Source organism: Bradyrhizobium sp. UFLA05-112 (assembly GCF_053572325.1).
In genome coordinates this window covers 1-12519 of sequence record NZ_JBANBK010000144.1, presented here as the reverse complement: position 1 = coordinate 12519, position 12519 = coordinate 1, and the positions used below count along the sequence as shown (strand labels likewise).

General features: G+C 59.1%; 9 protein-coding genes. 1 reads left to right on the top strand and 8 read right to left on the bottom strand.

Translation table 11 applies throughout. The annotated features are described in order from the left end of the window. Positions 1-161: 161 nt before the first annotated feature. From SO180_RS40685 to SO180_RS40655, 7 genes are all read right to left on the bottom strand, one after another. Complete coding sequence (locus SO180_RS40685) at positions 162-1937, bottom strand: tetratricopeptide repeat protein (RefSeq protein WP_449384408.1); 1776 nt, start codon at positions 1935-1937, stop codon at positions 162-164. Between the two features lie 5 nt (positions 1938-1942). Next, on the bottom strand, positions 1943-2599 hold the full coding sequence (locus SO180_RS40680; RefSeq protein ID WP_449384407.1) for a DUF3540 domain-containing protein: 657 nt from the start codon (positions 2597-2599) through the stop codon (positions 1943-1945). 17 nt (positions 2600-2616) lie between these two features. Then, positions 2617-3561: a hypothetical protein gene (locus SO180_RS40675; protein WP_449384406.1), complete on the bottom strand. Its 945-nt coding sequence runs from the start codon at positions 3559-3561 to the stop codon at positions 2617-2619. Positions 3562-3593: 32 nt separating this feature from the next. Then, entirely contained in the window at positions 3594-4001 is a 408-nt protein-coding gene (locus SO180_RS40670) for a DUF4150 domain-containing protein (protein ID WP_449384405.1), read from the bottom strand. 3 nt (positions 4002-4004) lie between these two features. Continuing rightward, positions 4005-5081: a pentapeptide repeat-containing protein gene (locus tag SO180_RS40665; RefSeq protein WP_449384404.1), complete on the bottom strand. Its 1077-nt coding sequence runs from the start codon at positions 5079-5081 to the stop codon at positions 4005-4007. Beyond that, entirely contained in the window at positions 5071-8085 is a 3015-nt protein-coding gene (locus SO180_RS40660; protein WP_449384403.1) for a DUF2169 family type VI secretion system accessory protein, read from the bottom strand. The genes SO180_RS40665 and SO180_RS40660 overlap by 11 nt, the downstream gene beginning before the upstream one ends. 1073 nt (positions 8086-9158) lie before the next feature. Further along, the gene (locus SO180_RS40655) at positions 9159-10229 is read right to left on the bottom strand and encodes a Gfo/Idh/MocA family protein (protein ID WP_449384402.1); all 1071 of its coding nucleotides are present in this window, start codon (positions 10227-10229) and stop codon (positions 9159-9161) included. Between the two features lie 310 nt (positions 10230-10539). On the opposite strand from SO180_RS40655, the gene SO180_RS40650 reads away from it, so the two are divergent. Further along, the gene (locus tag SO180_RS40650; RefSeq protein ID WP_449384401.1) at positions 10540-10947 is read left to right on the top strand and encodes a hypothetical protein; all 408 of its coding nucleotides are present in this window, start codon (positions 10540-10542) and stop codon (positions 10945-10947) included. Positions 10948-11513: 566 nt separating this feature from the next. On the opposite strand, the gene SO180_RS40645 is transcribed toward SO180_RS40650, so the two are convergent. Next, entirely contained in the window at positions 11514-12062 is a 549-nt protein-coding gene (locus tag SO180_RS40645; RefSeq protein ID WP_449384400.1) for a hypothetical protein, read from the bottom strand. Positions 12063-12519 lie beyond the last annotated feature (457 nt).

Genomic DNA, 12519 nt, shown 5'->3' with positions numbered 1-12519 from the left:
GATCTCGCGTTGAATCTCCTTCAATATGCGATTCTCACCCAGCTTGGTCCGTGGATTTCTGACTCAGTAAGATTAGGTGCGAGGTTGGGGCAGTTCGAAAGCAGGCGATCGTGTGGGCTCAAACCCCAGACGTTAGATTCTCGGGCATCCGCGCAAGCCGTTCAATCGATGGCGGCCGCGTGCAGTAGCGCCGCGAGCCGGCGCCGACCTTCGTCGATCGCTCCCGACCAATTCCCGAGCCCTTCCTGCATAACGACTTCGAACGATGGGTACCAGAGCGGCTTTCCGTTGTCCTGGGCCCAGTACCAAGGATAGCCGTTTGGCACGAAGACGACGCCGGGAATCCCGAGCGCCCCCGCAATATGGACCGCGAAGCTGTCGGGGCCGACCACCGCGTCGAGATTAGCGATCGCAGCGATCAATTCGGCTGGGCTGTCGACGTGCGCACCAGCATCGATGGGGCGACACCATCGCTTCATGTCGTGCCGTTGCGCGTCGGTCATCAAACTGACCGGCGTTATGGAGGCGGGGAGCGTAGCGGCGATCTGTTCCATGGATAGACCGAGAACACCACCGTCCCAGACGATGCCGACCAAGGGCCGTGCAAATTCGGCCAGAGCGTTGCGCCATTTGGCAAAAAGCTGTGAATCCGGTCGCAGATAAGGGATGTCATCGGCAATGTTGCGAGCGTTGATCGGAAGTATACGCAATAAGGATTGAAGCGGGGTGGTGGAGAGCCCAGACTTTGGCTCCTCTGAAATGACCTGCTCAGCCAGGCTGGTAAGAACTGCTTGGTAATGTGGCTCCGCGACGACCCGTACAACTTGCTGGCTCGCCAGCCGACGCAACAGGCGAACGAGCGCCACGAATTCGAGTACGCAAGTTGTCGGCGGCACAAAGACCGGCGTCACAAGAGCCAAGGTGATCGGCTTGGGCGTCGGGAAGCGACCGAGCGTCAGTTCAAGGGTCGTCTTGAGGCACATTGCCGTTTCATCGTCGGGGCGCGTGCGCGCGACGTGGCTGGCAAGCGTGAGGGCGTCGCCAAACCGGCCGACAAGCTGCAGGGTGCGCGCCAGAACAATGGCGGCGGAAAGATCGGATTTGCGGGTGCGTACGAACTGCGTGAGCTCTGCAATGCCCCGATCCACCTCACCGTTGGCGATCGTGGCACGGGCCAGGATTTCGCGTGCGCCAAGATGCGTCGGCGCATAGGCAAGCAACTTCCGGCAAGCGACCTCTGCTTGCGGCCAGAGTCCGGCCGCGGCCCGGCAATAGGCCAGATGCAGAAGCCCGGCCGTATCGAGCGGGGCCCGTAAATGCGCGCGTTCCGCAAAATTCATCGCTTCGTCGAAGCGGCTCCGTTCAAGCATGAGTACCGACAAGTTGCGCAGCGTATCGGGATCGTCCGGGGCAAGTTCTAGGGCACGAAGAAAGGCAGTCTCAGCCGACGCGCAGTCACGCAAGGCGAGATCGATGGCTCCAAGTTGGAGGAAGGCCCGCGCATTGGCAGGCTCGCGTTTTAGAGCCGCCTCCGTGATCGCGCGCGCTTGCGCAATGTCGCCTCGGCACAGCAGAGCATGAGCGAGGGCGAGTTTGATCTCTTCATTGTGCGGGACGAGCGCCGCCGCGCGTTCCAGACAGATCACTGCCTCGTCGAAGCGGCCGAGCAATTCATGAGCGGTGCCGAGATTAGTAACGAGCCCAGCGTGCTCAGGATAGAGAGTTGCCGCTTCCGCCAGCATCTCGAACGCAAGCTCGATCCGGCGACGCGCGAGCGCAAGTGTTGCCTTTGCATTCAGCACATCCGGATCGTTCGTTATGATACTAACATCGTTCAGCAGCGCCTCCGCATCATCGAGACGGTTGGCGGCAATGAACTCCTGCGCACTTCTAAGGCGGTCTTGCCAAGTCGGAGCGGGAAAGCTAGTGGTCAGCATGCCCGCTATGCGACCGTCACCCGTTTGCCGTCGAGGCGGAGATCCTCGGTCACGGCAATAACCTTGCTATGCGCCGTCTCGGAGGCAATGCCGGCCACCTTAATCGCCTGGGTTTCGGTCTGCAGCGAGTCGATACGGTCGATGATGGCGATCCGTTCGACCGCCTTTACCGTAAGCGTATGGGCGCTCGTTTCCTGGATGTGTGTCACGCTGCGGAAACGATCCGCAATCAAACTAAAGAGCCTGCCAACCCAGGTGGCCTTGTCCGCAAGTACGGCAAACAGTTCAGTCTGCAGATCAATAGTGTCGGCGCGCAGGGACATTCGCTGACGCCCGGCGATAGCGATGGTGTTGCCCTCAATCGATATATTGCCTCCAGAAGGCAAAGCAATGGTTCCGCAACTTGACGTCCTCCGCTCGAGCACGGCCAGAACGAAGACTCGCCCCGCATCGCTGAAGACCAGCACAAGGTCCTGAGTAATCGGCCGAACCAGGCAGCCGAAAGCCACCGTCGCCGGATGACGGGTGCCGGCGACCTCCACCTCCGAGGCTACGCCATTTTCATCGACTGCCACGACGCGGGCAGTGTGATGGCCGGGCTCAAGCAGGCGCTCGGTTGTCGCCAAGAGGTCAGCGTTTGCGGAGCGGAAAGCCACTGTCATTTTCGAACTCCTGCTGGCTACAGGTACAGCATCGTACGCCAGTTTTGAGTCTTATACCGGCCGGTCGCGCTCTCGACATCGCACACTCTGTTGACAACCTGGTGCTCATCTGAGCTCAATTCGCTACGTTGCACTTGTTCGTCTGCGACCTGCACGCGCGTTTCGCACCACGAGCCGTCGAGCTTGACCTTTTTCACGTCAGCATCGTCCACCACCTTGAGATAGGTCTCCTTGACGTAACGGATGTCAGAATTGGTGACCTGCACGTTGTATCCACCGATGATTCTGGTCACGTTTCCCGTAACCTTGTTGAATTCGTTGCCAACCGTAAGCGTATTTGCAAAGCGGAATCTGATCGAGCAGTTGCCGCCACGGCTAATTGAAAGGTTGTAGCCATGCCGGATGGAGATCGCGGCGCCGAGGAACGCTGCTACACTGAGGCCGATAGCCGCGGTAGTGCACGCGCCCGCCACGCAGGTGACTTTGGCGCCCTCATAGATTTCCATAGCCGAGCCGCGCGTGATCCGTTTCGAGTTGCCATGAGTGATCTCCGAGGAGTCGCCCTTGGCGGTCTGCTTGTAGTTCAACGCGGTCGTGCTGATGTCGCCTGTGCTGCCGTCGCCACCTGCGCTGATCGATACGTCGTTCTGCGCCGAGATGTCATAGTTGCCGTTTGAGACCGTATATTTGGCATCGCCGTTCCTGACCTCGGTCGTGTGGCCGCGACCAATTTTCATAAGTGCAGCGCCATCAGCGGTTACCTGGAAGTCCTTCTTGGTGAAGGCAAGTATACCAGCGTGGTCGGTTTCGTGTGTGGTTGAACTTCTGTCGCTAGTTGTGGCCAGGTCGGTGACAATCTCCTCCTCGCCGACCGAATAAGCGCCGAGGCGCAGATAGCTCGAACTCGTTAGGGGAGAGTTTGGCGTTTCGGGGACGAAAAATCGGGCGTAGGCATCCGGCATGGTGGCTCCTCAATTATTCGGTTGTCGGCGTTTTAGCGCAGCGCCATAAATCGTGTTTGGGACGGGGATATCGACAGTCCGAATGTGTTTGGGTTGGAGCCATTCTGCTTGGTTGGCATCGCCATCTTGGTTGCCGGCGGGCCACCAATAAACAAGTTGCTCGATCCCTTCATGGCGCGGCCTGGACCCATGACGGTGCCGGACATGACGCCGAGGGCCACACCCGCGTTGTCGCCCGTGGATGACGCTCGCACCGTCGTCATATTATGCGCCGGCATACACATGAGCAGGCAACGAGATTGGGTGGGCATGCCCAACGTGTTCAGATTAATATTTGGATAGGGGCTCGGCGCGACGGCGGGACCTACCGGTGTGTTGCATACGTCGGGAAAGCCGAGATCCTGCGCTGACATCGGGCCGTTGGCATTGACGAAGGACATGGTTCAGAACTCTCTATTGAAGGGGATCACGGAGCTGGCGTCGTAGAGTTCGGCGACGGCGCGTTCAGGTACCGTTGGCAGGGCGCTTCCACGCGTGCCCACGAACAGGCTTCCTTCAGTCGATGCGCAATGAAATTCGGTGCGTAGAAACCGTGTGCCGGAAAAGTCGCTGCCGTCGACCTTGGCATGGTGCATTAGCGCATAGGGCATGTCGGCACCGCGGAATGAGGCGGCCTTGGCGGACGCACGCGTGAATACGGCCATCTCCAGTGTTGTCTTCGTGAGATCGCAGCCGTCAAGGCGCGCTTCCAGAAAGATGCATTGCTTCAAATTGGCGCTTCGCAAGTTGGCCGCTCGCAAGTCGGCCTTGTCAAACAGAGTATTCGAGGCGTTGGCGCGCGAGAGATCTGTACCGACGAGGCTGGCGCGTGGCAGTATCGAGCCGGAGAGGTCTACACCGGACAAATTGGCGTCGTTCAGCTTGGCACCACTCAAGTTCGCGCGGCTCAGCGTCAGGCTTCTCAGGTCTCGCCTGGATAGATCGGATTCTGCGAACAGGATGGTGTCGCATCGCATGCCAGTGAGACTCGCACTCCGCAGATCGGCCTGGGTAATGGCTGCGTTCGTGAGGGTCGCGCCGTCGAGCACGATATTGGCCAGGTCGCAGTCCATGATGGCGCTTTGTGACAGGGTAGCGTCACGCAGGACAGCGCAGGCCAGGACGCAGCGTATGGCTGTCGTTTGGGTGAAGCGCGTCTCGCTGAAGTCGCTGCAGCTGAGATCCGAAGACATCAACGTCGACTGGACCAAAGTCGCCCGTCGCCAGTTGGAATGGCCCGCGCAACAACTGACAAACGTGCATTTGTCGAAGCAAGCGTCGGTGAACAAGGCGCCGCTAAAGTCGCAGTCCTGAAACGTCATGCCAGTCAGGGAGGCGGTGATGAAGTCGCTGTTGCAAAAGGAGGAGCTCAGCACGATGCCCTCGTTCAGGAGCAGTCCAGACAGCGTCTCGCCATCGAGATTGACTTGGCGTACCGGGACGCGGTGGGCGATTGATTGCAGCAGTAGATCAATTGACATGGCGAGGGACTATAAGGACGGTGCGATCGATATTGGCATTGCTCAGATCCGCTGCGACCAATGTCGAATCCATCAAGTCGGCACCGTAGAGATTTGCATGGCGCAAACTGGCGCCGGCCAGATCAGCCTCATTGAGATGCGCCTCGAGCAGGTTGGCGGCATAGAAATCGCAGCCGCGCAGATCGTTGCCGGTGAAGACCGCGCCTTTCAGCGACGTCATTCGGAAGGTCGCGCGCAACAGAGCTGACTTGCCGAAATAGACACCGTTAAGCCGCGCCATGCTGAAGTCGGCGCCTGCGATGTCGGCGTCCTGAAAAGAAAGCGTGTCCGCGCTGCTACGGTCGAAGCGGGCGTCGCGCAGATCGATTTCGCCGATGAAGCTGACTTGGTCGAGCTCCGAGGCACTGAAATCGAGTTGCCGCGCTGCCACTTTGAGGAAGCAGGTTTGCTCGAGCCGAGCGTTGGAAAAAGCCGCACCAGACAGCGACAAGTCCACGAATTGTGTTCGCTGGAGGACGGCACCCTGCCATACGCTATTGTCCAGGGCAGCTTGAATGAAACCGCATTGCTGCAGCTGCGCAGAGCGGAAGGTTGCTCCGATCATTGGCACCTGCAACAGCTGAAGATTGGTGAGATGCGCCTGGTCGAAGGACGCGCCCACCATTCGTGCACCGAGAACGTTGGTACGAACAAGCCGGCCACTTGCGAAACGCGTCCCGCGGCAGTCAGCTTCTCCAAGATTGGCGTCGGTAAGGTCGGTGCAGCTTAAATCGGCGTTGACGAGTACCGCGCCGGCAAGTGTGGCCTTCATCAGTGTGGCGCCGGCGAGGTTGGTTCCGTTCAGCTTGGTGCGTTCGAGAAAGGCGCCAGAAAAATCCGCTTTTACGAATTGCCTGCCAGAGAGGTCGGCGCCGGCAAGATCGCGGCCGGCTAGCGAACGGCCGCGACTGAATTCTTCCTCAACGACGTCGCCCAGCGCGCGCGCCACAGCTGGAGCCAACACCGATTGAGGTTCGAGCGGCTTGGGTGAGGCCAGCCTGACTGCTGCCATGGCGGTTGTCAGCTGACCTTCGCCTTTGTCGATCTCAGTCCGAAGGTCTCTCACCGCTTCCTTTGTTTCCACGATAGCCATGTCCAGCGCCGCGTCGGGCGTATCGGCGAGCGGCGGCTGATCGGTCCCGATCAAGGCCTCGAACGGTGCGCGACCATCGCTGGCTAACGCTGGGAGCGCATTGCTGAGCGCCGCCTCGGCATCGGCGAAGGCCGTAAATAGAGGCTGCACGGTTTCAGCGGGTAGGCCACGGTTCTCGATCTGCGCCGCGATCTCATCAATGGTGGGTCGCGGTGGCGGCTCGGATCTGACGTGGGCTTCCTCTGGCAGCGCAAGGGAGGGGATGTCGGGTGGTGAAAAAGCATCGTCCGACAACGCGGTTCGCATCGACTCAAGCGGTCTTCCAGCTGGCAGGCCAAAGAAGCGAGCATGCGCAAGTTCGAGTTGTTTGTGCTCGTCGACCGACGGTGCTACGGCGCCAACAATCTCACCACGCCAATCCGTCGCCCCCGCGAGCGTAATGTCGAGCTCGTGCAGGAGGGGCAGATCGATCTCCGCCGGCAATGCAGCCAATGACGGGATTTGCTCAAAGCTTGTGTCCATCGCGTGTGCAGCGTCCATGCTGCCGATCGCGGCAAGCAGTGCGTCGATATCGGTCGATGCGGCATTGCCGCTCGAAAGCCTTTCATAAGCTCCACGCACGGGCTCGCATTGAGCCGCGAGCTTGTCGATGTCGGAGCTGGCCTTGTCGTAGACAGTCTCCACCGCGTCGAGGATCTCGGCCAAGTCGATTTCGCCGCTTTCGAGTTCCTCGGGCAACAATTCGGGAATACTTGATGGTTCAATGGACGGTGTCTCGATTGTAGGACGCAGCACAGGAGGAAGGTCGACACGGGCGAGTTCCTGATCGAGCGCCCAGCGCCTGGAGGCCTGCTGCTGCGCTGCACGCTGTTCGGCCAATTCTTCTCGCTGCGCTGCGCGACGCTCCCGTTCGGCAGACGAAAGCTCGGGCTTGAGTTGATGTTCCGCAAAGGCGTAGCGCGCGGCGGTTCTCGGATCGAGACGCAGCCGTCTGACATTCAGATAATGGTCTGTCGACCGCGCAGGGTCGCTCTTCCGCTCGTAGGCGAGCATAATGTCGGCAACGTCGCTGCCGTCATTCTCCTGCACGGCAATCGCGGCGCGGTAGATCATGATGCCACGGCGGGCTCCGGCGAACAGCCACAGCGTGTCGATGCGCGTCTGAAGTTCGCTGACGGCGCGCGCCGGATCGCTCCAGCCGATGAAGCAGCGCACGCGAAACGCCGGTAGATGGCCTTGGATCAACGGCTGTTCAGACGAGAAGTTTTGCAGCCCGTATGGCCTGTCTCTTATACACATCATTGGTCCGAACGCCGCGGGCTCCGCCGCTGTTTCGATGAACTGGACCGCGTGCTCGGGATCCTCCACATTGGGTAGCGCCACCAGCTCGCCAGCCATGCTGCGGCCAAAAGCGTCGTGGCCGATGCCGGTCGGGTTCGAGGGATGTCCGACCCCGCCGAAGGCGCGCTGCCGCGTTAGCGGCATCTGCTGGAAAGGTTTGGCAGCTGTTGGTCGCCAGCCGGAGGTCGTCATCTGCCAATAACGATCGCCAGTCACTAAAAGGCGTTTCTGCATCGGTCCGAGCGACCATCCTAACATCATGCGCTGGGTCGGCCGTCCCTTGGGCGCCGCCGCATGTCCACCGATGAGTACTTCCGCTTGTGGTTTGGGCATCCCGATGTCAAGCGGGCTGCCGGGCGGCAGCTCTTTCGAGCCCATTACCCAAAGCTCCTGCTCGCCTTCCAGACGGTCAGCGCTTGGGTTGGCTAGGTCGAACATTGCGTAGACGGAAATGATGAGGCTTGCCCCGCGAGCGCGGCGCTCGCATTTGGTCAGCAGACCGAGCGTTCGGGGCTTTATAAGAATGGGCATGAGAGCGCCCCGCTAAATGTCCCACCGCAACCTTAGTTCTCCGGCGTGACAGAGTTACGAATTGATCTGTCGCCAAGGCGCGGTCAATTGACGCGCATGGCAGCCGTCCGCCCGGAGAGAGCATCGTGCGATTGCGTGCAACAATTTTCTTCCAACGTTTGCCGCGATAATCGCGGGAAACGAAGTCGTTTCGCGGGCACGGCCACTTGTCTGTGTCCCGTTTCTGACGAACGCACAACGGCCTGTCGTGTTCGAGACAGCAATCGTGGTCTGTCGCGCGTCTTCGATCAAACTGGGATCGGAGCCTCAGTCGCCTTCTGAAGGGAAATATCTTGCCTGCGCATTGTAGCAACGACTGACTGGCAGCGTTTCAAACAACGTTTACACTTGCTCTCTTCGCGCGTTCAGTGGCTGGCTTGGTGTCCACAGCAAACAGTCCACGCTGGCGGTATCCCGCGACAGATTGAGATTAAGTGCTTGTGAGTACCGGCCTACAACGAGCCACGAAAATATCATTGCAGCGCCCCGACACACTTCGTGCAGTAAAAACGTCCGCAGGCCGGATAAGGGACCTCGGTCTCTCACCACTACGCTGGGCGCAATAAATAGTTCACGCGTTTCAATGTATGAGTAACGTGCACCTCGCGCGAGCGGGGGTGAATACAGCAGAACGACAAATGCCGCGCTCTTGGGCTCTCCGACGGGTCAATTAAGACAGTGGCAAACGCTATAGCAGCGCCAGCTCCATGCTGCGCTGCGAGTGCGGGGACGTGGCGACGGCCGTGGCCCGGATCGAACACCTGATTCATCGGCACGGCATCCGCGCTCTTATGGCACCGCTGCGCTCATCATGGCCTGCTGATCGCAGAACCTCACCATCGCAATTCTGCCGGCCGCCGCGGTGAACCGAATCTAACTCGTCGATATCACGTACATTCCGACTGCGAGGAGGTTGGGTGTACCCTGGTCGTGATCATGGACCTCTTCAGCCGGAAGATCGTCGGTTGCGCGAGGCTGCTTCACAAGCTGGTCGAACTCGTCCCGCCCGCATAGCGGAGCAGGCAGAAGTCTCCTCAGAGAGCCAGTCGTCGATCGGTCGAAGGGGTAAATCGCACCATGCCTGGCGTTGGATGCCGGGCACGCGGAGGGGATGAGATGGTTTGCGGCTGTCCGGTCAGGGCGGCCTTTTCGATTGCGATTAGTGCGCGCAAGTCTGCCAATCCCTCGTCGCCATCAGCCTCGGGCGGCGTACCAGCCTCGATGCAAGCTGAAAAGTACTCCACCTGCGCACCAAAATGGTCGATTTGCGGGAAGTGAGTTTCGCCGACCTCGCCGCCACGGCGCAGGCGCAATCTTGTTGCCGTCTCGAACCTAAAGCCTGGGTCGAGTTCGAGATCGCCCGTTGTTCCGACGACCCGATAATTGTCGACGACGGCCGCCCCGAAACTGGCGACGAATTGCGCGAAACCGCCGGAGGGAAAACGCAGCGTGGCTGCGACGGACGCTTCCACCTCGCGAAAACGCGGATCATCAGTCGGTCTGTGCGACATCGCCATGGCCTCTATCGGCTCTTCTGCAAAGATGTGACGGGCGGCATTGACGCAATAAACACCCACGTCTTGCAGTGGTCCACCCCAACTCGCGGCCTTTAGTCTGTGGTTCCCTGCCGCCGTCTGGAAACTGAAAACCGATTGAAAGAAAAGTGGCCGGCCGATCGCGCCGTTGCGAATATGTTGGAGGATCGCGACGGTTCCAGGTTCATTGTGAAGCCTGTACGCGGTCATCAGAAACGCACCAGCTTCGCGCGCAGCGGCGATCATGGCGAGAGCATCTTCTTCGCTGGTAGCTAGCGGCTTCTCCACCAGGACGTGCTTGCCGGCGCGAGCGGCGCGAATTGCGTAGTCCGCATGCAAGTGGTTGGGTAGAGCGATGTACACAGCGTCGACGTCAGTGCTCTTCAAAAGGGCATCGTATCCGCCATAGTCGACGATCTGGCCAATATCATAGAAATCCGCCAACTTGGCGGCCTTATCCCGATCGCCGGTCACGATCGCGGTAACCCTTGAGTTCGCGGACTGTCCAACACCTGGTAGAAAGGCTTGTTGCGAGATCGCGCCCGCGCCGACAACTGCATAGTTGATCATCGTTTCCTTTCACATGGCTCGCATCGAATTGCGTGCGAGACCGATGGAATTCCGTTCGGCGTCTTCACCCTCTATCTGTCAGTCATACGGCGACGTGGTCCATTTAGGAGATACCACGCCATTTCCGGCGCGAGGCTCGGCGAGTTTCTCTGCGACGGCCGAGGCGACAAAGGTGTCCCATACGTTCGCCCGACCGGAAGTGCCGGCTTTTGCTGCGTTGATCCATTCAGCCATCTGCCTGCGGTAAATGTCCCCAAATCTCCGCAGCACCCATTTGTCTGAATACAAAAGATCGCCGAGGCTGTCTCTGTTGAAGAGCCGAAGCGATGCGGCAGCCAGCGACTACCGTGCCTTGCCGACCGATCAATTCGACATGAACCATGATGCCGCAGCTGGCGTGTATGAAAACCTCAGCCGATCTCGTTCTCTTCGGTTTACATCGGGTCGCGAGGGCTTCACCGCTGCGCCTACCCTCAACTGCGCAGAAACCATCTTCGATTCCAAAAGCCCACCGCTGATGTTGATCGCGTGGACCCACGAATTCGTGACGGCCGCCCGACCGATAGACCACTTCGTCCACCAGCGATTCCGAGCGCCGAGAAGGCGATTGCTCTATGGCAACCTCCTGCGCGCGACCTGCATCGGCGTCCAAAATCCCCGCGAGGTAAACACCGGGTTTTTTCTGCCGGAGTATCTGAGTATGATCGGTCCGCATTAGCTCCGTCCTGAGAACTCCTATTTTGATGCTCATCCAGCTCCCCTCCGAACGTCCCACCAGATGACGGATCCGGTGGATTAACTGTTAGACCGCGCCAGATCGAGTCGGGCCTGCCGCATTGCGCCTGACTTTGCGGATGCATTGTCGCGGCTGGCTCTCTGTTGCGGCAATGATCGCCAAATCGCATGAACATCGGAACCAAAGGTTGGCAGGGACCGATGTCCACGTTCCAGCAATTGCCGTGCCACCAAAGACCTCGTGCAAACCTCATTTCGAACAGAAGGCGACGCATACCGAGCCGACATCATGCTCGAGGCTGCAAATGTCGCGAGCCCAACACCGAACTGCCTCGGTGGGAAATGCATGACACGGGCCCGAAGACTCCTTCGATATCCTGCACGTTGCGGCAACTGCGGTCGTAACTGCCGACCAACCCGGGCTCGCTCCAACGCAATTCTAAAGAGGTCTGATCTTCAGCCGCGTTCAAGCCGAGGAACCAGGCTAATGATGTGGCCTTGCGCATTGTTCGGGGTTGCTTCCCGTCGTCCGGTGTCCAATCGCGCCGTCTAAGGCCAACCGCGGATGTACAAATTTGTCGGCTGGAATAGCCTCGGCAGGACGCCGATTCTGTTCAATGCGCCGATCAGCGCGTCGGGGGCGGGTTGGCGGCCATGGTCCCAGCTCCCACCGGCGACACGTCCGAAATCCCACATTGACCACAGACCACTGATACTTGAGCGCGATTTCGAATCCTCAGTAGTTGAGAACGTCGAGACTTCCATCTCCGGCCAAGTCTCTTCTGGATCGTGCTCCTGTTCGGGGAGGACCACAGCGCCTATCTCGGCGGGAAGGCCCAGAAGACGTTCACCTAAACTTCTAACCTTACTTGTGTCAAACAGAACGACCTCGTAGGAGCTCTCATATTCCGTTTTCACTCCGTCCAAGCCATGCTTCTGCGCCATCGCAGCCCATGCGCCCAGTTCGTCAGGTTCAACTTGATCATACCACTCGTCCATGACCGCCAATTTGAGTGGCTCTCGCGCCTCGACAATGAAGTACCGCCCAGAGCTACCTGCATAGCCGTGTGCAGCGTTCACATCATTCTCTGAAGCCATCCAAATAGCTTTGCCCGAATGCCCGCTTTGCCCCGCGCCGCCCCACACTCCATCCCTATTAGCATGGTTGAAGTTGGTCCCCGCAGCAAGTTCCTCTATCTTGCTGCTCTCCCAACCAAGATTCCTGGGTGGAACGCTTGCCTATCGTCAGGGCAACTCGGTGGCGGCTGCTGATCTTGCATGTCGAACTCTTTACAGGTGCGCTTGAGTTTATCCATTGATGGCTGACGTGTTGCTGTCACTTAGATCAATTGCTAACGCGGCCAGTTGACCGGATCGCAGAGTATTGCACGCCGTCATCGAAGCAGGTGTCACGGCTAAAGCAACAATCATGAGAGTGCCTTTTTTCGGTCGACGCCCCCTGGTTTGATTTGGGATGTCTAGTACCCACTTTCCCTAGGAAGTGAGTCATGATTCAACATCGGGATGATACCCGAAGCAAGAGACGTCCACCTTT

Bases quoted from the DNA above. Each gene is read 5' to 3' on its own strand.
- SO180_RS40655 (WP_449384402.1), bottom strand. From the start codon at position 10,229: ATGATCAACTATGCAGTTGTCGGCGCGGGCGCGATCTCGCAACAAGCC.
- SO180_RS40645 (WP_449384400.1), bottom strand. From the start codon at position 12,062: ATGGCTTCAGAGAATGATGTGAACGCTGCACACGGCTATGCAGGTAGC.
- SO180_RS40675 (WP_449384406.1), bottom strand. From the start codon at position 3,561: ATGCCGGATGCCTACGCCCGATTTTTCGTCCCCGAAACGCCAAACTCT.
- SO180_RS40670 (WP_449384405.1), bottom strand. From the start codon at position 4,001: ATGTCCTTCGTCAATGCCAACGGCCCGATGTCAGCGCAGGATCTCGGC.
- SO180_RS40665 (WP_449384404.1), bottom strand. From the start codon at position 5,081: ATGTCAATTGATCTACTGCTGCAATCAATCGCCCACCGCGTCCCGGTA.
- SO180_RS40685 (WP_449384408.1), bottom strand. From the start codon at position 1,937: ATGCTGACCACTAGCTTTCCCGCTCCGACTTGGCAAGACCGCCTTAGA.
- SO180_RS40680 (WP_449384407.1), bottom strand. From the start codon at position 2,599: ATGACAGTGGCTTTCCGCTCCGCAAACGCTGACCTCTTGGCGACAACC.
- SO180_RS40660 (WP_449384403.1), bottom strand. From the start codon at position 8,085: ATGCCCATTCTTATAAAGCCCCGAACGCTCGGTCTGCTGACCAAATGC.